Consider the following 26,155-nt stretch of genomic DNA (forward strand, 5'->3'; position numbering starts at 1 on the left):
CATGCTGATATCCGGCCTGGCGGTTGCCGACCCCCACTCATTCGATATCGCACCGCAACCCCTGGCAGGCGCACTGAACCGCCTGGCCGCTCAAAGCGGTTTACAGGTGATATTCGATGGCACGTTGGTATTGGGCAAGCACAGCCCTGGGGTCGTCGGTTCCAAAGAACCGGAGGCCGCATTGGCTGAACTGCTGCAAGGCAGCGGCTTGACCTGGCGGGCTACCGGTGGGAATAGCGTGATGCTGGAGAAAGCCCCTGAATCGAGCGGCCCCCTGCAATTGGGGGCAACGGCAATCGTCGGTCAGGAACTGGGCGAAATGACCGAGAACACCGGTTCCTACACCACCGGGGCCATGCAGACTGCCACCAAGCTGCCCTTGACCTTGCGCGAAACACCGCAGTCGGTCAGCGTGGTCACGCGCAAGCGCATGGACGACAAGGCCATGACCAGCATCAGCGATGTCGCCAAAAGTGCGCCGGGGATTTTTCTCAATAACTCCGGCGGGGCTGGCCGGCCGACGTTCAGTGCGCGCGGCTTCGACATCGACAACATCATGTACGACGGTTTTCCCACCAGCTTCCTGACCTACCTGCCCAGCGGAGAAGCCAACCTGGCCATGTATGACCGGGTCGAGATCGTTCGTGGCGCCAGCGGACTGGCCCAGGGCGCGGGCAACCCTGCTGGCGCCATCAACCTGGTGCGCAAGCGCCCGACCCATAAATTCCAGGCCACGCTCACCGGCAGTGCCGGCAGTTGGGATGATTACTCCGGCACCCTGGATGTCGGCGGCCCACTCAATGAAAACGGCACACTGCGCGCCCGCACCGTGGTCTCGCGGCAAGACGCCAAAAGCTTCCGAGACTCGGTGGAGAGTGATGCCGATCTGTTCTACGGCGTGGTCGACGCCGACCTGAGCGATGACTCCACCCTGACACTCGGGGCTTACCGGCAGAAGAACCACACCAACTACATTTGGGGCGGATTGCCCATGGCACGTGGCGGCGGTCATCTGGGGCTGCCACGCGACACCTTCCTGGGGCATGACTGGGAATACTCGGACAATCGCACCACTGGCTATTTCGCGACCCTGGAGCAAGGCTTGGCCAACGACTGGAAGCTGCGCCTGGCAGCCATGCAGTCCAAGACCGACACCGACGTGCTGGCCTCTTCGGTGTGGGATTACGATCGCCACTATCTATGGACAGAAGCCATGGAGCAGAAGGAGACCGGCTACGACCTGGCACTCAGCGGCCCCTTCCAGATGCTCGGGCAAGAGCATGACCTGACGGTCGGCCTCAGTCGGCGCGAGCTGGATTATCGTTCCGGTAAGGCCTGGAGCGCGTTCATCGACACGGGCAGCAATCCCTTCGAGTGGGACCCTCGGGGTCACGCCAAACCCGATTACGTCAGGGGCGACAACGGCCTGCCAGAGACCACCACTCAAGACAGTTTCTATGCCAGCACCCGCCTGCGTTTGACCGAGCCACTGTCGCTGATTCTCGGCAGCCGCCTGGACTGGTACGCGTTCGAAGACAGCGCCAACAGTGAAGGCAATTACAAGGTTACGCGTAATCTGACCCGCTACGCCGGCCTGGTCTACGATCTGGACGCCAATCACTCGGTCTATGTCAGCTACACCGATATCTTCAAGCCCCAGAGCAACAAAGGCCTCGACCGAAAAGTGATCGCACCGATAGTGGGCGAGAACTACGAAGTGGGCATCAAGGGCGAATATTTTGATGGCGCGCTGAACGCCAGCATGGCGGTTTTCCAGGTCGATCAGAAGAATCGCGCCCAGGACCTGCCCGATTTCAAAGGCTGCGGTTCGGGCCCCGCCAGTGAATGCTCTGAGGCTGCCGGCCTGGTGCGCAGCAAGGGCATTGACCTGGAAATCCAGGGCGCCCTGACCGACGACTTGCAATTGTCCGCCGGTTACACCTACACCCAGACGAAATACGTCAACGACGCCAACGCCGCCCGCGAGGGCGAGGACTTCGACCGCGCTAAACCGCGCCAACTGTTCAAGCTGTCGACAATCTACAGCCTGCCCGGTGAGCTGCAGCGCTGGCGCGTTGGCGGTGATGTCTACCAGCAGAGCCGCATCCGCACCTCGGGCGGCACCGGCGCCACTGCCTGGAAAAACCAGCAGGGCTCGTACACGGTGGTCGGCCTGGTGGCAGGGTACAAGGCCAGTGAGCAACTGGACCTGCAACTCAACCTCAACAACCTGTTTGACCGCACCTACTACAGCAGCGTAGCCAATGGCGGCTATACCCCGTACGACATCTACGGCGACCCCCGTAATGTGAAACTGACCGCCCGCTACAGCTTCTAAACAGCCGTTTGTCGCCAGATCCAGGGAAGGATCCGGCCGTGGCCCGGCCGGTATAAAAACGCTTGTGACCTCATCCTCCGGTGGGGCATCAATGCCCTGTCTGTATATTCGAGTTCAGGTCGTGAGCCCCACGCCAGCAGCAGCCTGCAGACATGCAGGTTTTCTTGCCCGAGATTTATCTTGCAACCCTCCCGACAGGACGTCGCCCCGTGAAAAAGAAGCATGACCATCCCCTTTTCAAACCCCGTCGCCCCACCGCTACCCTGACACCGAAAAAGCCCCGGTTCTCCTCCGGCACAGTCCTCTCGCTGGCGGCCGTGGTGATTTCCATTGCCGCCGCGTCGATTTCCTTCTGGCAGTTGGACCTGATGCGTGAGCACAACCGGCTGTCTGTCAGGCCGTATCTGATGGTCACCCCCCACCTGACCGCAGAAAAAGCAGGCCTGTATCTTTCCAACGAAGGTATCGGGCCCGGCATCATCACCTCATTCAAAATCCGGGTGGGTGGCGAACAATTCGACGGTCTGGGTGACAGCCGTTGGCCAGCCGTGTTGAAAAAAGCCCGGCTAAAACCCGAGTGCTTCTCCAAAGGCTGGCCCACCGAGGGTGCGGCTGTCAGGCCCGGCAATGAGATAGCCATCCTATCGCCGACCAAGAGCACACTATTTGGGGGCTATTGCCTGTTTCAACTCAGTCTTTTCCTGCAAGAGAATGAAGTGTTTGCCGATATGGAATATGAATCGCTCTATAAGGAGCGCTTTACCTTTTCGGCCCCTGTGACGATCAATGAAGCGATGGATATAGGCGCCCTGAGCAAACTGCTGTCCGACTGACAGCACTGTTAGCGGGCCTGTCGATGAACACCCGCCAGGCCCTTCAACTTTTGCAACTGCGCTGCCGACAACCCCAGGGCCTTGCCGACTCGCCACGAAAACCTAGCCGTTTTGCCAGTTACTTAAACGTTTTGTTCAAACTATCGTGTACCCGACCAATTTTTGATGGCAGGGCCGGAAATGGAATTCATCGAACAGACCCGCCAAGGCTATGCAGCCTTTCGCGGTTACCAGACGTGGTATCGCGTGACCGGCAACCTCGACAGCGGCAAGGCCCCACTGGTCATTCTCCACGGCGGCCCCGGCGGTACCCATGACTATCTGGAAGCCTTCAAGGACGTGGCAGCCAGCGGGCATGCGGTGATTCACTATGACCAACTGGGCAATGGCCACTCCACCCACCTGCCCCACCAGCCCGCAGATTTCTGGACGCTTGAGCTGTTTCTCGAAGAGCTGGACAACCTGCTCGACCATCTGCACATCCACAACCATTACGCGATTCTCGGGCACGCCTGGGGCGGCAGACTCGGCAGTGAACACGCGATTCGCCAACCCCGGGGCCTGTGCGCCTTTATCGCTGCCAACCTGGCGGCCGGCTTCGATGACCAGCCCCTGTGCCGGATCAACCCGTGGCCCGAAGAAGTGGCACGCACCTTCGCGCAGATGGCGGCCGACCCTACGGTGTACAACGCCTTGCATGGCCCCCTCGACATTGGCCGGTTGTCGCAGATCAAGGTGCCGACCCTGGTGATTTCCGGGCGCCACGACCAGGCCGCTTCCTTGGAATTCAAAGCGTTCCTCGATGAAATCGGCGATGTGCGCGGAGCGCTGTTTGAAGACTCCAGCCATATGCCCCATGTGGAGGAGCGCCAGCCGTGCATGGGCACAGTGGTGAAATTTTTGGATGAGGTGTGCTCGCCAACGGTCTTCTAAACACCACAAATCCAATGTGGGAGCGGGCCTGCCCGCGATGGCGGAGTGTCAGTCAAATAGTGATCAACTGACCCACCGCTATCGCGGGCAAGCCCGCTCCCACACAAGCTCGCCACATTCAGTTTTTTGTGGCGTTACACCTCGCTGGTTTCAGCCCGCCCCGCCACCGTCGCTTTCTGCGGTGATGCATCCACCACCGGGATCTCCTTGCCCTCGGCATCAAACAATTTGCCCTTGCTGAAATAATCCCCGTCCCGCAGTGCCGCCACATCCTGGAAGCACAGGCTGCGCTCGGTGCCGGCGACGAACACCGATTGCTGGTCCGAGTTGCCGGCTGTGAAGTGGTTGAACGCCAGGTTCAACAGGATCGCCATGATCGCCGAGGAGCTGATCCCCGAGTGGAAGATGGTCGCAAACCAGCTGGGGAACTGATCGTAGAAGCTCGGCGCAGCGATGGGGATCATGCCGAAACCGATGGAGGTGGCAACAATGATCAGGTTCATGTTGTTACGGTAATCGACCTTGGACAGCGTGCGGATCCCACTGGCCGCCACGGTGCCGAACAATACGATCCCGGCGCCGCCCAGCACCGAGGTGGGCACTGCCGCAATCACCCGGCCCATAAAGGGCAGCAGGCCAAGGATCACCAGGAACAGACCACCCGTGGCCACCACATAGCGGCTCTTGACCCCGGTCACCGCCACCAGGCCGACGTTCTGTGCGAAGGCGCTTTGGGTGAACGAACCGAAGATCGGCGCAAACATGCTCGACAGCATGTCGGCACGCAGGCCGTTGCCCAGGCGCTTGGAGTCAACTTTGGTGTCGATGATCTCGCCCACCGCCAGAATATCCGCCGAGGTTTCCACCAGGGTCACCATGACCACGATGCACATGGACAGGATCGCGGCTACATGGAAGGTCGGCATGCCGAAGTGGAACGGCGTGGGGAAGCCGATCATCGGGCCCTGGGTCACGGTGGAGAAGTCCGCCATGCCGAGGAATACCGCGATCAATGTGCCAAACACCATCGCCAGCAGGATCGACAGGCGCGAGATGGTGGCGCTGCCCACCTTGCTCAGCAACAGCACCAGCACCAGGGTGATGGCCGCCAGGCCGATGTTCGGCATGCTGCCAAAGTCAGCGGCGCGACTGTTACCACCCATGGCCCAACGGGCGGCGACCGGCATCAGCGTCAGGCCGATGGTGGTAATCACGATTCCGGTCACCAACGGCGGGAAGAACTTGGTAATTCGCGAGAATATAGGGGTGATCAGCAACCCGATCAGCGACGCGGCCATCACCGCGCCCAGGATCGCCGGCACACCGCCCGCGCCGTCGCTGCCGACAATCGCCACCATGGTCGCCACACCGGCAAACGACACCCCTTGCACCAAGGGCAACTGACAGCCAAAAAACGGCAGGCCCAGGGTTTGCAACAGCGTAGCCAGGCCACCGGCAAACAGCGACGCGGCGATCAACAGGCCAATGTCGGCGGGGGATAACCCGGCTGCCTGGCCGACGATCAACGGCACGGCCACGATGCCGCCATACATGGTCAGTACATGCTGCAGGCCGTAAGCCATGTTGGCAGCGACGCCAAGATTCTCATCTTCTGGCCGTTGCGGTGACGCCTTCGGGATAGTCATGGTGAGGGGATCTCTGTTTTTGTTGTGCGCTCACTGTATGCAATAGAAAGATTGGATGTCCATAGAGTTGTATACAATCATTTCCACAAGATACCTGCTATCGACGTTACAAAAATCCATTCAGCCGCCCTGCCCAAAGGCCTCAAGCCGTGCCCACAAGGACCTGAAAAAAATGCTCAACCGCACGCTGCGTATCCACTCTGCGGCCATTTGCTACTTCGATATGGTCCGCCGCTGCCATTCGATCCGCGAAGCCGCGCGCCGGCTGAACGTGGCCTCGTCGGCAGTGAACCGGCAGATTCTCAAACTCGAAGACGAAGTCGGCGCGGCCCTGTTCGAGCGCCTGCCCGGTGGGCTGCGCCTGACTGCGGCCGGGGAAATCCTGACCCGCCATGTGACCCTGGTGTTGCAGGATGTGGAACGGGTGCGCGGCGAACTGGAAGGCCTGAACCAGGTACAGACCGGGCATGTAGAGATCGCCACGGTGGAAGGCGCGACAGTGGAGTTGCTGCCCGCCGTGCTCAAACGCATGCGCCAGCGCTACCCGGCGGTGACCATCGGTGTGACCGTGCAGGGCTCACAATCCATTCCGGCGGCGGTGATCAATGGCCAGGCAGACCTGGGGCTGGCCTTCGCCCTGCCGCGCAGCGCGGAAACCACGCAACTGTGTGTCGGCCATTTCCGCCTCGGGGCATTGGTAGCGCCGGGGCATCCACTGGCTTCCCATGCCAGCGTCAGCTACACCCTGTGCGCCGAGCACGGGGTGATCCAGGCCAACAGCGAGCTGTCGATCCATCACCTGATCGCCCCGCTGCACAAGCGCTCGTCGGCCGCGCACAAGCCCTTGCTGCAAAGCAATTCCATGGAACTGGCGCGGCAGTTGGCGCGCCAGCAGTTGGGGGTAGCGTTCCAGACGCGCATCGGGATCGAGGCCGATTTGGCCAGGGGTGAGTTGCTGCACATTCCCTTGAGCGACCAGGGCGGGATGTTCAGCGACCTGGGGTTGTATGCGCGCAAAGGTCGGGATTTGCCCACGGCGGTCGAGTCGATGGCCCACCTGATCAGCGAGGAAATCGCTTTGCGTGAACGCGAAGAATTGCCCTGTACACCGCGTATTTACTGACCTGCAGGCCAGCTTCAGTGCTGCCGATTCGGCAGCAGCCCAGTCGATATTCTGTTCTTTGAGCATCACGGCGGTTGTGTCGATACTGCGCCCGGCGGCCCCTGCACGGCTGCCACGAGCCAAACGCCAAAGGAACTAAAACAATGAAAAAGGCACTGCACGGCGCAACCGTATTACTCACACTCCTCGGCGGCGGGGAGGCTGTCGCGGTGGAATGGATGAACAACAGCGTAGGATTTCGCTACGGACAACAGTTCACCAATCCGAACAACCCCGACGAATTCAGCAAGCGCATCTACAGCTTCACCCATGCCAGTGGCTACCAGTACGGCAGCAACTTCCTCAACCTCGACGTCTTCCTGTCCGACAGCCGTGACCCACGCAAGGGCACCGATCACGGCGGCAGCGAGGCGTATGCGGTCTACCGCCATCAGCTGTATGCGTCACGGGTCTTCGACAGGCCGCTGGGCACCGGGCTGATCAAGGATTACGCGCTGACCCTGGGGTTCGATGCCAACCGCAACAACAACCTGGCATCCGCGAAAAAACGCGCCCTGGTGATCGGGCCGACCGTGAAGTTCAATACGGTCGGGGTGCTGGACCTGAGCCTGATGTACTACAAGGAAAACAACCATTCCGGCATCCCCGGTGCGAAGGATCCGAACCACACCTTCGACGACACCTACATGCTCAACCTGACCTGGATGCGCCCATTCGAACTCGGCAACCATGGCGCGAAGTTCCAGGGCTTTATCAACCATGTCGGTGACAAAGGCCATGACTACAACAGTCGCGACACCGCCACAGAAACCCTGATGCGCACCGCGCTGATGGTCGCGGTACGGCCGGGCAAAAGCGTCAAGCCCAACCTGTACCTGGGGGTAGGCTACGAATACTGGCATAACAAGTTCGGGGTCGATGGCGGCCGTGGCAGCCGCACCTCGACACCGACATTGAATATGGAAGTGACCTTCTAGGCTAGGCCGGCGCCATCTGCGACTCATCCGCCTTGGTCCGCGCCAGCCAGTAACCCAGCACCGCCAGCGGCGCGGTCGCCAGCATCACGATCACCGTGACCAGCAACGGCTGCTCCAGCAAGGATGACACCAGCAGGCTGGCGACAAAGCACAAGCCCAGTTGCAGGGTGTTTTGCAGGGCGGCGGCCTTGCCGGAGTTTTCCGAAAACGGCATCAGCGCATTCGCCACCACAATCGGATAGCTGGCGCCGTTGACCAGGGCCATCAGGCAGAACGGAATCAGCAAGGTGGTCAACGTCGGCACCGTCAAGGTCGCGACCAGATACAACGCCACCATGCTCACGCAATAGGCCACCAGCAACCACGGCAACAGGAGTTTGCCCTGGAACCGTTGCAGGGCACTGCGGCAGCTGTAGCCGCCCACCAGAAACGCCAGGGTCGGCAGCACATAACTCAGGCCGATGTCATTGGGGCTGTAGCCCATGCCACCGAGAATAAATGGCGAGGCGGTGAGCCAGGCGAAGAAGCTGGCGGAGCACGCGGCGAAGATCATCACATTGCCGGTAAACACCCGCGACTTGAACAATTGCCCGTAACCCAGCCGCGACTGTTCGCCATCAGTGGCCAGGCGCTTGGGCATCGGTTTGAGGAACAGAGTCGGCAACAGCAGTAACAGCGAGACGACCAGCAACACGGCAAAGATCGCCTGCCAGCCCCAGTGATTCAACACCACCGCCCCCAACAACGGTGCCAGAGCCGGTGACAGGGACATTAGCGGCATGATACTGGCAAACACTCGGTGCGCCTTGTCGGCCGGGTACCGGTCAATCACCAGCGCCTGCCAACTGACTGCGGCGCTGCACACCCCAATCGACTGTACAAAACGCAACGCCAGCAGTTGCGGCGCGGTCTCGACCCAAAACATCCCCAGGCAGCCGAGCACAAACAGGCTCAGGCCGGCCAGCAGGATCGGCTTGCGCCCCAGGCGGTCCGACAGCGGCCCCCAGAGCAGTTGCCCCACGGCAAAACCGGCGAGGAAGATACTCAAGCTGGCCCCCACCGCACCGGGGGAAATTTGCAGGTGTTCGCCCATGGCGCCGAACGCGGGCAAGTACATATCCATGGCCAGATAGCCGAGCATGCTCAGCCCCGCCAGGTACCAGGTAAAACCAAAAGAGTTTTTCATTGAAGCCTTGTAAGTACTGCCATCAAACAATTTGCTGACTGGCACCTATTATGAAGCTGGCAGTTGCCCTGTGAAGCGATAATAATTGGACGCTCTTATCAATATTTTTGAAGGCAACCCTCATGTGGTCCGAATACTCCCTGGATGTGGTGGATGCCGTGGCCCGTCACGGTAGCTTCAGCGCTGCCGCCCAGGAACTGCACCGCGTACCCTCGGCCATCAGCTACACCGTGCGGCAAATCGAGGAATGGCTGGCAGTGCCGCTGTTTATCCGCCGCCACCGCGATGTAGAACTGACTCCCGCCGGTCGCCTGTTTATCGACGAAGCCCGTGGCGTGATGAAAACCATGCTCGGTACCCGCCGGCTGTGCCAGCAGGTGGCCAATGGCTGGAGCGGCCAGCTGAAGGTGGCGGTGGACTCCATCGTCAAACAGCAGCGTTGCCGGCAACTGGTGCTGGACTTCTATCGCCAGTTCCCGGAAGTGGAGCTGCTGCTGGAGTACGAGGTGTACAACGGGGTGTGGGACGCCCTGGCGGACGAGCGCACCGATATCGTGATCGGCGCCACCAGCGCGGTGCCGGTGGCCAGCCACTTCACGTTTCGCGATATGGGGCTATTGAACTGGCTGTGCGTGGTCAGCGCCCGGCATCCGCTGGCCCAGCTCGACGGTTTGCTCAGTGACGATCAACTGCGACCCTTTGCGTCGCTGTGCATGACCGACACTTCGCGCAACCTGCCCAAGCGCGACACCTGGACCCTGGATAACCAGCGGCGCCTGGTGGTCCCCAACTGGGCATCGGCCATGGATTGCCTGCAGGACGGGTTGTGCGTCGGCATGGTGCCGGCGCACCTGGTGCAGCCATTGATCGACAGCGGTGAACTGGCGGCCCTGCAACTGTCCCGGCCCTTCCCGGCCAGCCCATCCTGCGTGGCCTGGGCGCAGAACAAACTGTCACCCGCCATGGCCTGGCTCCTGGACTACCTGGGGGATAGCCAGACGCTGAACCAGGAGTGGCTGAACGGACCCGCTTCACAGTAACCGAGCGATGGCCCGCACAATCATCTCCACTTCCTTGCTGTCCAGGGTCAGGGGCGGCAGCAGGCGAATGACCTTGCCCCGCGTAACGTTGAGCAACACCCCCTGCTCGCGGGCGGCCCGTGCGGCCAGGTCGCGCTGCGGCGTGGCCAGTTCAATGCCGATCATCAGGCCACGACCACGGATCGCCAGCACCTGCGGATGCTCACTCAATTCCACTCGCAGCCGCGCCAGCAGCCGCTCGCCCTGGCGTGCGGCGTTCTCCAGCAAACCTTGTTCCTCGATGATATCCAGCACCGTGCAGCCCACCCGGCACGCCAGCGGGTTACCGCCAAAGGTGCTGCCATGGCTGCCTGGGGTGAAGAGCTTGGCCACCGAGGTTCGGGCCAGGCAGGCGCCAATCGGAATGCCGTTGCCCAAGCCTTTGGCGAGGGTCATGACGTCCGGGACAATCCCCTCCTGCTGGAAGGCAAACCAGGTGCCGGTACGGCCAATGCCGGTCTGGATCTCATCGAGCATCAATAACCAACCGCGCTGGCTGCAGTGGGCGCGCAAGGCTTTCAGATAGCCCGGCGGGGCCGGTTGCACGCCACTTTCACCCTGGATCGGCTCCAGCAATACCGCGACTATCCGGGCGCCAAACTCACGGGTCACCGTGTCCAATGCCGTCAGGTCGCCAAAGCCGACCTTGATGAAATCCCCCGGCAAACGCTGGAACCCCAGGCGCACCGATGGCCCGTCACTGGCGGCCATGGTGCCCAGGGTGCGGCCGTGGAAGGCGTTCTCCATGACCACCACCAGCGGCTGCTCGATGCCTTTTTTCCAACCGTGCAGGCGCGCCAGTTTCAACGCGGTTTCATTGGCCTCGGCGCCAGAATTGTTGAAAAACGCCTGATCCAGGCCGGATAGCCGGGCCAAACGTTGGGCCAGCCTTTGCTGCCAGTCGATGCCGTACAAGTTGGAGGTATGCAACAGCAACCCGGCTTGCTCGCTGATTGCCGTCACCAGCCGCGGGTGGGAGTGACCGACATTGGTCACGGCAACCCCGGCCACCGCGTCAAGGTATTCACGGCCTTGCTGGTCCCACAGGCGGGTGCCCAAGCCACGGGCAAAGCTCAGGGCCAGGGGTTGATAGGTGGTCATCAGGCAAGCGGCGGTCATGGCATCGGGCTCCATCAAGGTCATGGCCTTAGTATCGTTAGCCACTCAAGCTGGATAAACTGCGCATACCTGCAATGACTTTAAATCAGGACTTGATAATGGACCTATTCCAGGCAATGAGCGTCTACGTCAAAGTGGTAGAAACCGGCAGCATGACCGCAGCGGCCCAGGCCTGCGGCCTGTCTACGACCATGGTCGGCAACCACCTGCGCGCCCTGGAACAACGCCTCGGCGTCAGCCTGCTCAAGCGCACGACCCGCAAGCAAAGCCTGACCGAGTTCGGCGGCCTGTATTACCAGCGCTGCCTGGAAGTCCTGGGGCTGGTGGCCAACTCCGAGCAATTGGCGGAACAGGTCCACCGCGAGGCGCCCCAGGGGTTGCTGCGCATCACCGCACCGCCCGCGTTCGGGGCCGAGCGCCTGGCACCCGCGCTCAGTGAGTTTTCCCGCCGCTACCCGCTGATCCAGCTGTACGTGGTGTTGAGCAATCAAACGATGGACCTGATCGACAGTGGCTTCGACGTCGCGATCCGCCTGGGTGAGCTGCAACCTTCAAGCCTGATCGCCCGGCCCTTGCAGGACTACACCATGACCCTGTGCGCATCGCCGGATTATCTGGCGCGCCGGGGTACACCCCAGCAACCCATGGACTTGCAGAACCACGACTGCCTGGCGTTCGCCTACCCATCGACCGATGACTGGCGCAACGCCGACAAGCTCTGGCGCCTACGGGGGGCCGAGGGTGAAGTCGAAGTCGCCGTGTCCGGGCCCATGACCATCAACAGCTCCCAGGCCCTGCAGCGCGCGGCCGTCGAAGGCATGGGCATCGTGATGCTACCCGACGCCCTGGTGGCCGCCGACCTGCTGGCGGGCCGACTGGTGGCGCTACTGCCAGGCTATCAGTCACCTTCGCGCTCCATGCACCTTCTATATGCACAGGACCGCTACCGCCTGCCCAAGCTGCGGGCTTTCGTCGACTTCGTGATCGAACAATGGGCGCGTTAGAAATTCACCCCCAGGGCCTTCAGCTCACCGCGAGTCTGCTCGGGTGATACATGATGAATACCCCGCCAGCCCACAGCACTGGCAGCGTGGGCGTTTTCAGCCACATCGTCGATAAACACCAGTTCTTCGGGGCGGATTTCCGGCAAATGGGCGCGCACCTGCTCAAGGCTGGCGCGGTAGATCGCAGGGTCGGGCTTGATCAGCTTTACCTCGCCGGACACCACGATATTGCGAAAGTACTTCAGGAAGGGGTAGTTGGCGCGAGCATAGGGGAAGGTTTCAGCGGACCAGTTGGTCAAGCCGAACAGCGGCACTTTGGCCTCATGCAGGTCTTCAAGAATCGCTACGCCGTCGGCGAGCGGGCCGCGCAGCATTTCATGCCAGCGGTCGTAGTAGGCCCGGATCAGGGCCTCATGTTGCGGGTGTTCGGCGATCAGGCTGTGGGTGGCTTCAGCCAAGGTGCGCCCAGCGTCCTGTTCGGTGTTCCAGGCCTGGGTACAGATGTTCTCGAGGAACCATTGGCGCTCCTCGTCACCGGTAATCAGTTTGCGGTACAGATGCTGCGGGCTCCAATCAAACAGGACACCGCCGAAATCAAAAACTACTGCACGAATCGTCATGAAGATCCTCCGTTAGCCGAGTGTGGTCACTGGAACACCCAGCATGAAGCAAATGTGGGAGCTGTCGAGTCCCGGCGAGGCTGCGATAGCGGCGGCACTGCAACATTATGTTGCCTGAACCACCGCTATCGCAGCCTCGCCGGGGCTCGACAGCTCCCACAAGGGTTTCGCTTAGTTTGTTAGAGCTTAAGCCTGAACCAGACCTTCAATCTTCACGGTCGGATTGACGTCCGCGTCGTAATCCACGCCATCAATCTCGAAACCGAACAGGCGCAGGAACTCTGCCTTGTAGCCGGCAAAATCGCTGATTTCGTTGACGTTGTCATCGGTCACCTGGTTCCACAGCGCCGCCACGGCGTCCTGGACTTTCGGCTCCAGCTCCGCCAGGTCGGCACGCAGGCGGCCATCGGCGTCAAGCTTCGGCTCGCTGCCGTACAGGCTGTCCTTGAACAGACCGTAGACCTGCTCGATGCAGCCTTCGTGGGTGCCCTGCTCCTTCATCACCTTGAACAGCAGCGACAGGTACAACGGCATGATCGGGATCGCCGAGCTGGCCTGGGTAACCACGGCCTTGAGCACCGAGACGCGGGCATCGCCCTTGAGTGCGGCGAGGTTGTCGCGCAGGGTCAGGACTTTCTTGTCGAGGTCTTTCTTGGCCTCGCCGATGGAGCCGTTCCAGTAGATATCCTGGGTCAGTTTTTCGCCCAGGTAGGTGAACGCGGTGGTCTTGGCGCCTTCGGCCAGCACGTCGGCGTCACGCAGGGCGTCGATCCACAGCTGCCAGTCTTCGCCGCCCATCACTTTGACGGTGCCGTCGATTTCTTCCTGGGTCGCCGGCTCCAGCGTGGTGTCGACCACAACGCCCTTGTCGGTGTTGATCCCGCGCAGGGTCACAGCCTTGCCGATCGGCTTGAGGGTGGAGTTGTGCACCACGCCCTGCGGGTCAGTACGGCGCGGCGCGGCCAGGCTGTAGACCACCAAGTCGATCTTGCCCAGGTCTTTCTTGATGGTTTCGATGGTCAGGCGCTTGATCTCGTCAGAGAACGCATCGCCATTGATGCTCTTGGCGTACAGGCCTTTTTCGGCGGCAAACTTGTGGAAAGCGGCGCTGTTGTACCAGCCGGCAGAGCTGAGCTTGCCTTCTTCGCCTTCTTTTTCAAAAAACACGCCAAGGGTGTCGGCGCCACAACCAAACGCGGCACTGATACGCGCAGCCAGGCCGTAACCGGTGGACGCACCGAGCACCAGGACTTTCTTCGGGCCGCCTTCGATGGCACCGTGTTCGGTCACATAGTCGATCTGCTCTTTGACGTTCGCTTCGCAGCCAACAGGGTGGGCGGTCACACAGATAAAGCCACGAACCCGCGGTTTGATGATCATAAAATTTCTGCCTCTTCCAAGGTGCCGATGGCCAATGGTGGCCATTACGGCGTCAATCGTACTGGTCTATGACGTCCGAAAAACCGAAGCGTCACGATAGTCGCAATTCTTCTGTTCGCAAAATCCAATCCACACCGGCCAAAGGCACTATATTTTTCCGACAAGGGCGCGAATTCAGCAAGTTCTGCGGCATGATGAGGCAGGACAGAGTTTGCGTCCTGCCTTTAGGGCAGGGAAAATGCCCGTCCTGTGCGACCGTATTCGGCGCTCGTCATCCTCAAGCCACTGGCTGTCCATCGCCCGGTGGCTGCGCTTTCAGGGAATAAGAATGCCTCAACGCCAAGTCATCAATGCCTCCGTCAGCCCCAAGGGCAGTCTCGAAACGCTGTCACAACGTGAAGTCCAGCAACTGAGCGAAGCCGGCTCCGGCAGCATCTATACGCTTTTCCGCCAGTGCGCCCTGGCCATCCTCAATACCGGCGCCCATATCGACAACGCCAAGACCATCCTCGACGCCTACAAGGACTTCGAAGTCCGCATCCATCAACAGGATCGCGGCGTGCGCCTGGAGCTGTTGAACGCGCCAGCCGACGCGTTCGTAGATGGCGAAATGATCGCCAGCACCCGGGAAATGCTGTTCAGCGCCCTGCGCGACATTGTCTACACCGAAAACGAACTCGATAGCCAACGCATCGACCTGAGCACCTCCCAGGGCATCACCGACTACGTGTTCCACCTGTTGCGCAACGCGCGTACCTTGCGCCCGGGTGTCGAGCCGAAGATCGTGGTGTGCTGGGGCGGGCACTCGATCAATACCGAAGAATACAAATACACCAAGAAAGTCGGGCACGAACTGGGCCTGCGCAGCCTCGACGTGTGCACCGGTTGCGGCCCGGGCGTGATGAAAGGTCCGATGAAGGGCGCGACCATTTCCCACGCCAAGCAACGCATCACCGGCGGGCGCTACCTGGGCCTCACCGAGCCGGGCATCATCGCCGCCGAAGCACCGAACCCAATCGTCAACGAACTGGTGATCCTGCCGGATATCGAAAAACGCCTGGAAGCCTTCGTGCGTGTCGGGCACGGCATCATCATCTTCCCCGGCGGCGCCGGTACGGCTGAAGAGTTCCTGTACCTGTTGGGCATCCTGATGCACCCGGACAACCGTGACGTGCCCTTCCCGGTCATCCTCACCGGGCCCAAACAGGCGGCGCCGTACCTGCAACAGCTGCATGCGTTTGTCGGCGCGACCCTGGGTGAAGCGGCCCAGGCCCACTACCAGATCATCATTGATGACCCCGCCGAAGTCGCCCGGCAGATGACCGCGGGCCTGAAGGACGTCAAACAGTTCCGCCGCGAGCGCAACGACGCCTTCCACTTCAACTGGCTGCTGAAGATCGACGAAGGCTTCCAGCGTCCGTTCGACCCAACCCATGCCAACATGGCCAGCCTGCAGTTGAACCATGCCCTGCCGCCCCATGAACTGGCGGCCAACCTGCGCCGGGCGTTCTCGGGGATCGTGGCGGGCAACGTCAAGGACAAGGGTATCCGCCTGATCGAACAGAACGGCCCGTACGAGATCCACGGCGACCCGACCATCATGAAACCACTGGATGAGCTGTTGAAGGCGTTTGTGGAGCAGCACCGGATGAAACTGCCTGGCGGCGCGGCGTATGTGCCGTGCTATCGCGTGGTGCAATAAGGCAGATTGCCAGGTCATAGGTTGTATTGCTTTAGAGCCATCTGAGGGGTGTCGAGGGAGCGAAAGCGGACTAGGGTTTTATCTATTCCGACCACCGACACCTACCAGCAGAGCGACCTATGGACCAACGGATCTTGTCCTCCATTATTCCTTACCCTAAGGTAAGGAATATCCCGATGGAGATCTTCATTATGGCCACCGCCACACTCACCTCAAAAGGGCAAATCACCATCCCCGTTCAAGTCCGCAGCGCGTTGGGCCTGGACACTGGAGACCGGGTGGAGTTTGTCGAAATGGAAGATGGCAAGTTTGCCATTATCGCTGCCAACCACAGCGTCCAGGACCTCAAGGGCCTGATCCGCAAGCCCGCCAAGGCCGTCAGCATTGAACAAATGAACCAGGCCATCGCCGCGCAGGGAGCGAAAGCGGGATGATTGGCCTGGATACCAATGTGCTGGTGCGCTATGTCACTCAGGACGATCCGGTTCAATCGGCCACGGCCTCGAACCTGATCGAATCCCTGACCGTTGTTTCACCGGGCTTCGTCAGCCTGGTCTCGGTCGTGGAGCTGGTATGGGTATTACAGAGCTGCTACCAATGCACCAAGACGCAACTGGTGGCGGTTCTGGAAACCCTGCTGCGCACCCGTGAACTGATCATCGAAGATGCCGAACTCATCTGGCAGGCCGTGCGCCGATTTACCACGACCAAGGCTGACTTCGCCGACTGTTTGATCGAACGCTGTGCCCACGCTGCCGGGTGCGAATACACCGCCACCTTTGATATCGACGCCGCGAAAGCCGTCGGCATGCGTCGCCTGGGCTGAATCCTGGCGTTGCTGCAACGGACCTGCTTTGGTAAAACCTGTATTCCACTGCCCCTTGAGAGACCGCCCAACGTGCGCACGCTTCTGCTCGCAGCCCTGCTCCTGACACCCACCCTCGCCCTGGCAGAAACCATCGCCTGGCCGGACCTTCCAGAGACCTGTTTCGTCAGCGGCCGGTCGGCCACCAACGACGATGTCGACAATGGCTGTGCGGCGTTTCTGATCAATGTGAAAGGCAAGGCGGCAGGCACGCCCATCAAGCTGGAGATCCCCCAATACGCCATGCACGTCGAAGCGGGCACAGGCAAGGAAACGCCGGTGATCATCATCCAGGCGGAAGAGAACGGTGAGATCAAGGCGGTTGGGTACAAGGAACTGGGAACGGAGCAATTGGGCGCGGCGTTGCTCAAGGAAGTGCGGCTGCTGGGAACCAAAAAGCCGACCTGAAGAACCCTATCCAGGCGACCTGGGCATGATGTTTACGACGCACGCACCATCGCCTGCCTCTTCAAACCCACCGGGCTGACCAAACTCATCCCCGGAATACAGTTACCTGGGCTGCCGCCGCATCAGCTTTATTTACTTTCTGATAGCGCTAATCATCTGGCATTGCACCTACATGAGCAGATCAAAAAAGGGTTCAGTATTCGGCCCTTTTGAGCAGACCGAATAGCCACAATCAAAAAACCCGCTGACCGTTACCGGTTCAGCGGGTTTTTAACTGTCGATTCAATCCTGTCTCAGGACTGCGTCAACCGCTTACAGCGCAATGTCAGCCGCCGGCTTGCTCGGCTCGGCCGCAGGCTTGGCAGCCTCGGTCGCCTGTGGAGCAGCCATTTGCGGCATGGCTGGCGGAGGCGTCAGTTGCAACACCTTGGCGGTGTAGGCCCATTCTTGCGCAACGCGCTCAGGGCTGCCGTTCAGCTTGGTGCCATAGCTCGGCACGATCTGCTTCAGCTTCTCCTGCCAGGCCGGGGTAGCAACCTTGTCCTTGAACACTTTTTCCAGCACCGTCAGCATGATCGGCGCTGCGGTGGAGGCACCTGGCGACGCCCCCAACAGGCCGGCGATGGTGTTGTCGGCGGAGCTGACCACTTCGGTACCGAGTTTCAGTACGCCGCCCTGCTCTTCGTCACGCTTGATGATCTGCACACGCTGACCGGCTTGCCACAGGCGCCAGTCTTCTTTCTTGGCGTTCGGGAAGTACTCTTGCAGCGCCTTGAAGCGGTCGTCATCCGACTGCATCAACTGGCCGGCGAGGTACTCGACCAGTGGGTATTCACGAATACCAACTTTGGTCATTGGCCAGATGTTGTGGGTGGTGGTGCTGGTCAGCAGGTCCAGGTACGAGCCTTCTTTGAGGAACTTGGTGGAGAAGGTCGCGAATGGGCCAAACAGGATCACGCGCTTGCCATCCAGCACGCGGGTGTCCAGGTGCGGAACCGACATCGGTGGCGCGCCAACCGATGCCTTGCCGTAGGCCTTGGCCAGGTGTTGCTCGGCAATCGTTGGGTTCTCGGTCACCAGGAACGAGCCACCCACCGGGAAGCCGGCGTATTCCTTGGCTTCAGGAATGCCCGACTTTTGCAGCAGGTGCAGGGCACCGCCGCCCGCGCCGATAAACACGAACTTGGCGTCGGTCTCGGTCTTGGTACCGTCTTTCAGGTTTTTGTAGCTGACGCGCCACGAACCGTCGGCGTTCTTGGTGATGTCCTGCACTTCGCTCGACAGTTTCAGGTCGAACTTGGGCGTGGTCTGCAAGTGAGCGACGAACTGGCGGGTAATCTCGCCGAAGTTCACGTCAGTGCCGATCGGAGACCAGGTCGCAGCGATTTTCTGGTTCGGGTCACGCCCTTCCATCATCAGCGGAACCCACTTCTTGATCTGTACCGGATCTTCGGAGTATTCCATGCCAGCAAACAGCGGGCTCGCCTGCAGCGCTTCGTAACGCTTTTTCAGGAACTTGATGTTGTCATCGCCCCACACAAAGCTCATGTGCGGAGTGGAGTTGATGAACGAGCGCGGGTTCTTCAGAACGCCTTGCTGAACCTGCCACGACCAGAACTGGCGGGAGATCTGGAACGCTTCGTTGATCTCGACCGCTTTCGGGATCTCAACGGTGCCGTCCTTGTTTTCCGGGGTGTAGTTCAACTCAGCCAGGGCCGAGTGACCGGTACCGGCGTTGTTCCAACCGTTGGAGCTTTCTTCGGCGACACCGTCCAGGCGCTCAACCATCTCCATCGACCAATCCGGCTGCAGCTCATTGAGCCACACACCCAGGGTCGCGCTCATGATGCCGCCGCCGATCAATAGCACATCAACTTTCTTTGCCTCTTCCGCCTGGACGGAAGTAATCCCTATCGACAAAGCCAGCCCCAGCAGGGCAGTGTTCACTTTTTTAAACATCGTAGCACCTATGATAAAACGCCTTCCGCCCTACCGTCCTTGACCTTCCGGCAACCGTAGTACGCCAAACATCAGGCAATGTCTGGCTGGGTCCCGTACTCGCAAGAACTGCAGGGTGGGCACACAAGGCCGACGTATCGACCTCACTTTTATGTCCCTTCTGCGCTGACTTTTTATCATTATTGGCTTCAGCTACCTCGGCGACAGCTCTCTGCCGGTACGCATTCGGGAGTGCGTACCAGAGAAAGGATAGACCAAGATGGCGCGCAGAATATCATGCTCCGGCGGGATCGGGCGTCTGTTCTGGACTTGGTGGTCGTCTTCGCGACAGGTTCAGCGCCACCGGAGGAATAGGGCATCCTGTGACCCGGCGCTTGTAGTCCCGGCAGGATGGAGAGAAATGCTGAAAATCAGAAAAGCCGATGGGAATCATCGAGTTTTTACGGTTTTCCGCCCTGCCCAATTGTCGATAATCGCGCCTACCCAAAACACAGGCGCGCATCCAGATGACACAGACAAAAAGCTATACGGCCACCGCAAAATGGCTGCACTGGGGCATGGCACTCATCTGGATTGCCGCCTGGCTGGTGGGAATTGTCGCCGTTCACTGGCGCGATGAATTCAACCCGCAGCATCAACTCACGTTTTTACACAAGGCGATGGCTAGCACCCTGCTATTGCTTATCGTCCTGCGCATCGCCTGGCGCCTGACCCATGCAGCACCGGCGATGCCCGATACGATGACACCACGGCTCAAGCGTGCAGCGTTTATTGGCCACCTGTTGCTGTACATCGTGGCACTGCTCGGATTGCCGATATCCGGGTGGTACTGGAGCTCGGTGGCTGACAAACCCATTCTGGTTGCGGGCCTATTCCTGCTGCCGCCGCTGGTGGAGCCGGATAAAAGCCTCTATGACCTGGCAAAAGCGATTCACACCTACAGCGCGTGGTTATGCGGCGCTCTGGTAGGTGGGCATGTGATGGTGGCGCTGAAGCATCATTTTATTGATAAGGACAAGGTACTGGCGGGGATGTTGCCGGGGCGCGTCGAATGATGTGGGAAGGCACCGGAACCGTACTCTCCTCAGAAAAAAGCTCCACCAGATTACGTGCCTTGTAGGTAGGTCGATCCAGCTTTCGGGGCGTCAGACGATTCCCTCTTGAGGGGATGACGGCTTCAGCCCCATTGCGCTGTATCAACTCCACGAAGGCATCTGAGTCATAACCTTGTAAACCTTCGATCAGCGCGTCGGCTTGGCCATATTCAGAGCCTTGTACGGGCGTCAGCAGGAAAATTTCCGGGCGCCCATTGGTTGGCAGGGGCCGTTGCGCCAGGCGTTGGGTGAAGCGCTTCCAGGTTTTTTCGGTGGACCACCGGCACAGCTTCAGGCCCGGGGCTCGGGTCCAGCATGTCTATGCGCGTCGCATGGCCGCTGGCCAAACGCCGGGCAATCGGCGCCTGACCGGCAAGTCGGCTCCCACAACACAGAAGCCGCCTTGCCGGCGATGGCTTCGGCGCGCTTTAGCAATGAAGCAACCAGATGATTCTCAACTGTATGCGTTGATAAACCAGGTGATCATCGGGATAGCCACAATGTCGATCAGCACGGCACCGCACAGCGGCACGATGATGAAGGCTTTGTACGAAAACACTTTGTAATGGTCACAAATGGCGCCCATGTTGGCCACTGCATTGGGCGTCGCGCCCAGCCCATGCCCCATGAAGCCCGCGCACAAGACTGCCGCGTCGTAGTTGCGGCCAAACAGGCGGAACAGGACGAACACGCACAGCAAAATCATGATCACCACCTGCACCACCAGAATCACCAGCAGCGGCAAGCCGAGCTTCTCCAGCTCCCAAAACTTCAGACTCATCATTGCCATGGTCAGGAACATGCCCAGGCACACATCGCCGATGGTACTGACGGCCTGGTCGGGCATCTCGATAACCTGAGCACGGTCATTGAGGTTGCGCAGGATGATCGCGACGAACATGGCGCCCACATAGCTCGGCAGCACGATACCCAGATGCTGTTGCAAGCTGGAGCCCAGCCAGAATCCCAGCACCATGATCACCACAATGCAGGTCAACAAGCGCAACAAGGTGGCAGCATCCAGCGCGGGCGGCGGGGTATGGACCACTTCTTCGAACGCCTTGAGGCTACCAACGGCTTCGGCCTTGACCACGAGTTTGTTGCGCTCGATCAACCAGCGCGCCAGCGGGCTACCCAGCAAGCCGCCTGCCACCATGCCAAAAGTTGCAGCTGCCAGCGCTGCAGTGGTCGCACCGACCGCACCGAGGTTTTCAGCAATCGGCCCGAAAGCTGCCGCCGCACCAAAACCGCCTTCCAGTGACACCGCGCCGGCCATGATGCCCAGCAACGGATCGATGCCCAGCAGCTTGGCAACACTGGCACCCACCACGTTTTGCACCAGCGCCAGGCCCCAGCACGCACCCAGGTAGATAAACAGCAATTTGCCCCCCTTGCGCAGCAAACCCAGGCTACCCCCCAAACCGACAGTGGTGAAAAACGCCACCATCAGCGGGGTTTGCAGGCTGGTGTCGAGGGTCAGGTTGAGCAGTTGTTGATCACGTAACAGCCAGATCACCAAGGCAAAACCAAAACCACCAATCACCGGTGCAGGTACACACAGGTGACGCAGCCAGTAGCTACGTTTTTTCAGTTGGGCACCCAGGCCCAGCAGGAGCAGCGCGAGAGCAAGGGTGCTCAGCGCATCCAGTTCGAATGTCAGCATGGCGAATTTCTCTTTTTCTTATGATTCAACAAGCGGTTTCAGGGATTTACGGAAAAACTTAATCGATCAGGCTGGCAAGCAGACGCGCACCAATGCGGGCGGTTCGATTGTCGATATCCAGGCCGGGGTTGAGTTCGGCGATATCGGCCATGCGCAATTTGCCGCTGGCCTTGGCATGGCGTATCAGATGCTCGACGATCTGCATGTCCACGCCATGGGCAGACGGCGCACTGACACCGGGCGCCTGGCTGGCGGGCAGGACATCAAGGCAGATGGTCAGGTAGAGGTGATCGACGTCTTGCAAGAACTCATCGATCATCGCTTCGCAGGCGGGTATGTCCCAGCTGTTCATTTGCCGGTCGAGGCGGTAACGCACATTCAGTCGCTGCGCCTGCTCAAACAGCGCCTGGGTGTTGTTCAACTGGCTGACACCCAGGCAGCAATAGGTGAACGGCATCCGTGCACGCTGGCAGTACTCGGCTATCTGGCGGAAAGGGGTACCCGAACTGCTTTGTTCCCCATGGCGCAGATCGAAGTGGGCATCAAAGTTGAGAACGCCGATCCGCGCATGCGGGGTGGCCTGGCGCAGGTGATCGGCCAGGCCGCTAAAGCTGGCAAAGGCGATTTCATGGCCGCCACCCAACCCCAACGGCAAATGCCCCTGGTTGAGCAGATAGCTGACGTGGTGAGCGTAAATCTGCTGCGCGCCTTCGAGGTTGCTGTCGGTGCAACTCACATCGCCCGCGTCATACAGCGGCGCCCGGCCGTGCCACGCCAGGTTGGCCAGCGCCTTGCGCAGTGCTGACGGGCCAAGACGGGCGCCGGTGCGTCCTTGATTCCGTCTGACTCCTTCATCACAGGCCAGCCCAATCAGTGCGGCACCCGCAGACTGACCCTCGCAGAAGGGCTTGACCCATTGATGCCAGCGCAGCGCAGCCTGCCCTTCGCCAGCGTCGATACGACCTGTCCACAGGGGTATGTCAGAAACAGCAGTCATGCTTGAAACTCCAGTCAAATTCAGTCGAGCCGAGCACTCAGGCGCAGGGCCGCGTCCTGGGTCCAGCGGATCAGGCGTTCACTGCGGGTGTGCGCCCGGGAGGCAGGAGCCATGAGGCTGATGGCGCCTTGCAGGCGATTGCGGCTGTCAAGCAACGGCGCGCTGATACCCCAAATGCCGTCGTCGATTTCACTCACACTCACGGCATAACCGGCAGCGCGGATATCGGCAAAACTGCGCTGGTACGTGGCGACTTCCTCGCTTTCGACGCCTTGCGCCAACAGAGCCGACAGGCTTTGCGCCTCATCCATATAGGCCAACAGCACTCTCGCCGATGCACCGACCAACAGCGGCTGGGCCAGCCCTTTTTGGTAGCAGCAACGCAGCGGTTGTGGGCTATCGACCAGCTCGATGCAAATCGCCTGGCCATTGCTGGGCACCATTAACGCCACGCTTTCCTGGCTTTGCTCGGCCAGGCGCTTGAGTTCCGGCTTGGCGAGGGTCACCAGCACGGCTTCGCGGTCGAATTTCTTGGCCAGTTGCAAACAGGTTGGCCCTGGCAAATAGCGACCCTGACCGTTCTCTTCGGCAAGCCCCCAGCGCAGTAAGGTCTTGAGATGGCGATAAGTGCTGCTGAGCGGCTGTGCCAGTTGCTCGAACAGTTCTTTGGCGGAGATCGCCTCGCTGGATTGCCCCAGAGTGACGAGGATTTGCAGCAAGCGATCAGTGGGCGTGTTGTAGTTCATATCGGCCTCATGCTCTTGCGGGCATGGTGCACCGAGTTTTCCATTAACTGAAACCAGATTCCCACTGAGTGGGAAAAAACCCGCAGATAACGATCAGCGGTCAGCCTGAGTCTCACGGATGATCTGCCGAATCGCGTGAACAGGCGCCTCCATCGGCTGCCCACTACTGACTGCATACTGATCGTTGAACACGATGGTCGGCACCGAACTCACGCCACGAGATATCCACAGTTGCTCCTGCTCACGAACTTCAGCGGCATATTCATCAGAGGCGAGAATCTCGGCGGCGCGCTAGATGTATAGGCGTTTCAAACATTTCTATCTGATAATCAGGCGAGAAAATCCTGTGTTAGTGTCGCGATTACCGATTAATAAATTAATCTGCCTATAGTGCTTTTCAATGCAGCTATATGGATTCTCAGTGATTTCTCCTGCCTGCCTGAGCTTCGGGCGCACCGTCCCTCCTTCAGGGCCGCGCGTACCTCAACAGACCAATCTCTCGGGCCTTTGCGAGTAGCCCTGCACGGTCCTTGCCCGTATAGAGCCCTAGGCTCTGCACGAAAAGTAATGGCGAAAGCTGCGCTTTGCGAAGGGCTGTTATGGGTCGATTGTGTTGAAAAAGTCGGAGTTTCCCTTCGCCTGAACTCACGCACGATCGCCACCGGAGAACCTACTCACCACAGCGAGTGGTTTTTCGGCCGTTCGTTGACCTTTGCTGCTCTGTTAAATTTACAGAAGACACTTTCGAAGTGTGGTCGCAGAAGTATGAGCGCCGCAGGGGCGCTCACTCCTCTGTTGAGCAAGTTCGCCCGAATGAGCTGGCGTTAAATATAGATCGTGCCCCGCAGGTAGAGCGCCCCGTGGCCGCTGATAATGACTCGGTCGCTGTCCAGGACTTCGCAGTGCAACTGGCCCTTGCGTGCCCCACCTTGCTCGGCTCTCAGACTGCGCTTACCTAAGCGCTTGGCCCAGTATGGCGCTAGTGAGGTGTGGGCCGAGCCGGTGACCGGGTCTTCGTTCACCCCAACCCGAGGCCCGAACCAGCGAGAGACAAAGTCGAAGTTACGACTCGGCGCGGTTACAGCGACACCCCGCACGTCGAACGCAGACAGAGCTACGAAATCGGGATTGAGGCCTGCAACGATGGCTTCATCCTCGACCACCACTAGGTAATCGTCTGTTCGATAAAGCGCATCGACCTGTTTCAGGCCCAAGGCTTGCAGCAGGCCTGGCGGGACAGCTACGGCTTCCGGCTGTTTGGCCGGGAAGTCCATGGCCAGGCGCCCGCCTTCGCGGCGCACTCGCAATTCACCGCTGCGGGTGGAAAAGCGCAGCATATCCCTGCTTTCCCCAAGCTGTTCAAATAGTACCCAGGCCGCCGCCAGGGTGGCGTGGCCGCAAAGGTCGACTTCCACCGTGGGGGTGAACCAGCGCAGCTCGAACACCTCACCGTTGCGCACCAAATACGCGGTTTCGGACAAGTTGTTCTCTGCTGCGATCTGTTGCAGCGTCGCATCAGGCAGCCAGACCTCCAGCGGACAGACCGCCGCCGGGTTGCCGCCGAAAGTCTCAGAGGAAAAAGCGTCCACCTGGAAAATATCGAGTTGCATTCTGGTCATTCCTGCCTGCCAACATTTTCTGTAGCCCGGATCTGCTCCAGGTAGTTGTAGATGGTGTATCGGGTAACGCCGAGCGCGGCAGCGGCTTTCTCAATCCCGCCTTTGACAATGAATATCCCGCGATCTTGCATCTGCCGCACCGCTTCAAGTTTTTGAAGTTTTTTCATCCGTACGGCACCGCCGGGACAAGCAACCTGTATGATTTCCGCCATCATCTGCTCCATATCTCTCGGCTCATCGCCACGTGACTCTGGAGCGCCTTCCAGGCCCAGAAGCCCTCCGAGCAAGGCGTGGGCAGCAGCAATACCGCTCAAGTCGGCATTGATGCAAAGACTAGCAAAAGGTTGCCCGCTGCTGTCGCGATACACCACAGTGGAACTGCGCAGCGGGCGACCGTCAGGCGCAACTGTAGGGTAATTCTCTACCAATACAGGATCGGTGCCTGAGTGATCCTCCATCGCACGCCTGACGGCGATAAACCCCGCGTCCTGGCGCGGGCCTCCCAACAATGAACCGCCCTCCCTTCTTCCAGTAACATGACCATTGGCGATAGCAAGAATGGATCGCTCGGGGTTGGTCAGGTCATGCAACACAATTTCCGTATGAAGTCCTAGCGCATTACTGAGCATTTTGAGGGTGCTATGAAGCACGTCAAGAATCAGCTGTCGCTCGGCTGGTGAGGCTTCAGAGACCTTCATGGGTGCCTTCAAGTGATTATCGAAGGCGACGAAAATATCAACCACTCGTTGATCTATCAACTTTTTGTTGAATTATTGGCATTTCGGAATCGGTTCAGTGGCTTTCCTGATAGGCAGCTTTGGGCCCAGAGTGCTGCCGGTCACGAGCGCAAAACATCAGCCTTTT

General features: G+C 59.8%; 23 protein-coding genes and 1 pseudogene. 12 read left to right on the forward strand and 12 right to left on the reverse strand.

The window, feature by feature from the left end; translation table 11 throughout:
• The first annotated feature begins 1 nt into the window (after window position 1).
• From JFT44_RS15420 to JFT44_RS15430, 3 genes are all read left to right on the forward strand, one after another.
• Window positions 2-2,338 carry a TonB-dependent receptor gene (locus JFT44_RS15420; RefSeq protein ID WP_233098365.1) on the forward strand — a complete coding sequence of 779 codons (2,337 nt, stop codon included), beginning with the start codon at window positions 2-4 and terminating at the stop codon, window positions 2,336-2,338.
• 209 nt (window positions 2,339-2,547) lie between these two features.
• Entirely contained in the window at window positions 2,548-3,171 is a 624-nt protein-coding gene (locus tag JFT44_RS15425; protein WP_198830881.1) for a hypothetical protein, read from the forward strand.
• A 180-nt stretch (window positions 3,172-3,351) separates the two neighbouring features.
• Window positions 3,352-4,104 (forward strand): alpha/beta fold hydrolase, encoded by a 753-nt coding sequence (locus tag JFT44_RS15430; RefSeq protein ID WP_057438562.1) that lies wholly within the window; start codon window positions 3,352-3,354, stop codon window positions 4,102-4,104.
• A 134-nt stretch (window positions 4,105-4,238) separates the two neighbouring features.
• Here JFT44_RS15430 and JFT44_RS15435 read toward each other — a convergent pair whose 3' ends face one another.
• Window positions 4,239-5,750: a nucleobase:cation symporter-2 family protein gene (locus tag JFT44_RS15435; RefSeq protein WP_057438561.1), complete on the reverse strand. Its 1,512-nt coding sequence runs from the start codon at window positions 5,748-5,750 to the stop codon at window positions 4,239-4,241.
• 172 nt (window positions 5,751-5,922) lie between these two features.
• Between JFT44_RS15435 and JFT44_RS15440 the strand changes: the two genes are divergently transcribed.
• Together JFT44_RS15440 and JFT44_RS15445 are read left to right on the forward strand one after the other, a co-directional pair.
• Window positions 5,923-6,873 (forward strand): LysR family transcriptional regulator, encoded by a 951-nt coding sequence (locus JFT44_RS15440; RefSeq protein ID WP_198830882.1) that lies wholly within the window; start codon window positions 5,923-5,925, stop codon window positions 6,871-6,873.
• A gap of 143 nt (window positions 6,874-7,016) precedes the next feature.
• Window positions 7,017-7,850, forward strand: coding sequence for a nucleoside-binding protein (locus JFT44_RS15445; protein ID WP_169989656.1), 834 nt, complete (start codon window positions 7,017-7,019; stop codon window positions 7,848-7,850).
• Window position 7,851: 1 nt separating this feature from the next.
• Here the strand turns inward: JFT44_RS15445 and punC are convergent, their stop codons facing one another.
• Window positions 7,852-9,036, reverse strand: a complete 1,185-nt coding sequence (punC, locus tag JFT44_RS15450) for a purine nucleoside transporter PunC (protein WP_115128661.1) — start codon at window positions 9,034-9,036, stop codon at window positions 7,852-7,854.
• Window positions 9,037-9,158: 122 nt separating this feature from the next.
• Here punC and punR point away from each other — a divergent pair, with 122 nt between their 5' ends.
• Window positions 9,159-10,076: a DNA-binding transcriptional activator PunR gene (punR, locus tag JFT44_RS15455; RefSeq protein ID WP_057438557.1), complete on the forward strand. Its 918-nt coding sequence runs from the start codon at window positions 9,159-9,161 to the stop codon at window positions 10,074-10,076.
• Here the strand turns inward: punR and JFT44_RS15460 are convergent.
• Complete coding sequence (locus JFT44_RS15460) at window positions 10,068-11,234, reverse strand: aspartate aminotransferase family protein (protein ID WP_186626198.1); 1,167 nt, start codon at window positions 11,232-11,234, stop codon at window positions 10,068-10,070. The genes punR and JFT44_RS15460 overlap by 9 nt on opposite strands.
• A gap of 98 nt (window positions 11,235-11,332) precedes the next feature.
• Between JFT44_RS15460 and JFT44_RS15465 the strand changes: the two genes are divergently transcribed.
• On the forward strand, window positions 11,333-12,238 hold the full coding sequence (locus JFT44_RS15465) for a LysR family transcriptional regulator (RefSeq protein ID WP_057960273.1): 906 nt from the start codon (window positions 11,333-11,335) through the stop codon (window positions 12,236-12,238).
• On the opposite strand, the gene JFT44_RS15470 is transcribed toward JFT44_RS15465, so the two are convergent.
• Both JFT44_RS15470 and fabV read right to left on the reverse strand, forming a co-directional pair.
• Complete coding sequence (locus JFT44_RS15470) at window positions 12,235-12,858, reverse strand: HAD family phosphatase (protein WP_186626193.1); 624 nt, start codon at window positions 12,856-12,858, stop codon at window positions 12,235-12,237. The genes JFT44_RS15465 and JFT44_RS15470 overlap by 4 nt on opposite strands.
• Window positions 12,859-13,044: 186 nt before the next feature.
• Window positions 13,045-14,238 (reverse strand): enoyl-ACP reductase FabV, encoded by a 1,194-nt coding sequence (fabV, locus tag JFT44_RS15475; RefSeq protein ID WP_029293964.1) that lies wholly within the window; start codon window positions 14,236-14,238, stop codon window positions 13,045-13,047.
• 328 nt (window positions 14,239-14,566) lie between these two features.
• On the opposite strand from fabV, the gene ppnN reads away from it, so the two are divergent.
• The 4 genes from ppnN (at window position 14,567) to JFT44_RS15495 (ending at window position 17,213) form a co-directional block, all read left to right on the forward strand.
• Window positions 14,567-15,940, forward strand: coding sequence for a nucleotide 5'-monophosphate nucleosidase PpnN (ppnN, locus tag JFT44_RS15480; RefSeq protein WP_169960249.1), 1,374 nt, complete (start codon window positions 14,567-14,569; stop codon window positions 15,938-15,940).
• A 176-nt stretch (window positions 15,941-16,116) separates the two neighbouring features.
• Window positions 16,117-16,374 (forward strand): AbrB/MazE/SpoVT family DNA-binding domain-containing protein, encoded by a 258-nt coding sequence (locus tag JFT44_RS15485; RefSeq protein WP_057438553.1) that lies wholly within the window; start codon window positions 16,117-16,119, stop codon window positions 16,372-16,374.
• Entirely contained in the window at window positions 16,371-16,766 is a 396-nt protein-coding gene (locus tag JFT44_RS15490; RefSeq protein ID WP_115128667.1) for a PIN domain-containing protein, read from the forward strand. Before JFT44_RS15485 ends, JFT44_RS15490 begins: the two co-directional genes overlap by 4 nt.
• A 72-nt stretch (window positions 16,767-16,838) precedes the next feature.
• A complete protein-coding gene (locus tag JFT44_RS15495) occupies window positions 16,839-17,213 on the forward strand; it encodes a hypothetical protein (protein ID WP_057960278.1) in 375 nt (124 codons plus the stop codon).
• A gap of 312 nt (window positions 17,214-17,525) precedes the next feature.
• On the opposite strand, the gene mqo is transcribed toward JFT44_RS15495, so the two are convergent.
• Window positions 17,526-19,172: a malate dehydrogenase (quinone) gene (gene mqo / locus JFT44_RS15500; RefSeq protein WP_170044378.1), complete on the reverse strand. Its 1,647-nt coding sequence runs from the start codon at window positions 19,170-19,172 to the stop codon at window positions 17,526-17,528.
• 506 nt (window positions 19,173-19,678) lie between these two features.
• Here mqo and JFT44_RS15505 point away from each other — a divergent pair.
• Complete coding sequence (locus JFT44_RS15505) at window positions 19,679-20,227, forward strand: cytochrome b (RefSeq protein WP_057960283.1); 549 nt, start codon at window positions 19,679-19,681, stop codon at window positions 20,225-20,227.
• 493 nt (window positions 20,228-20,720) lie between these two features.
• On the opposite strand, the gene gltS is transcribed toward JFT44_RS15505, so the two are convergent.
• From gltS to JFT44_RS15535, 6 genes and pseudogenes are all read right to left on the reverse strand, one after another.
• Window positions 20,721-21,929 carry a sodium/glutamate symporter gene (gene gltS / locus JFT44_RS15510; RefSeq protein ID WP_057960284.1) on the reverse strand — a complete coding sequence of 403 codons (1,209 nt, stop codon included), beginning with the start codon at window positions 21,927-21,929 and terminating at the stop codon, window positions 20,721-20,723.
• Between the two features lie 58 nt (window positions 21,930-21,987).
• Window positions 21,988-22,926: a formimidoylglutamase gene (hutG, locus tag JFT44_RS15515; protein WP_128592902.1), complete on the reverse strand. Its 939-nt coding sequence runs from the start codon at window positions 22,924-22,926 to the stop codon at window positions 21,988-21,990.
• Between the two features lie 20 nt (window positions 22,927-22,946).
• Window positions 22,947-23,672 carry an IclR family transcriptional regulator gene (locus tag JFT44_RS15520; protein WP_198830883.1) on the reverse strand — a complete coding sequence of 242 codons (726 nt, stop codon included), beginning with the start codon at window positions 23,670-23,672 and terminating at the stop codon, window positions 22,947-22,949.
• Between the two features lie 93 nt (window positions 23,673-23,765).
• Window positions 23,766-23,963: pseudogene (locus JFT44_RS15525) on the reverse strand (DsbA family protein); the annotation flags it as partial.
• 533 nt (window positions 23,964-24,496) lie between these two features.
• Window positions 24,497-25,282 carry a PhzF family phenazine biosynthesis protein gene (locus tag JFT44_RS15530; RefSeq protein ID WP_198830884.1) on the reverse strand — a complete coding sequence of 262 codons (786 nt, stop codon included), beginning with the start codon at window positions 25,280-25,282 and terminating at the stop codon, window positions 24,497-24,499.
• Window positions 25,283-25,287: 5 nt separating this feature from the next.
• A complete protein-coding gene (locus JFT44_RS15535) occupies window positions 25,288-25,989 on the reverse strand; it encodes a transcriptional regulator (protein WP_057960365.1) in 702 nt (233 codons plus the stop codon).
• Window positions 25,990-26,155: the final 166 nt, after the last annotated feature.

Origin of the sequence: Pseudomonas sp. MF5691 (assembly GCF_016405645.1) — a bacterium.
GTDB lineage: Bacteria > Pseudomonadota > Gammaproteobacteria > Pseudomonadales > Pseudomonadaceae > Aquipseudomonas > Aquipseudomonas shahriarae.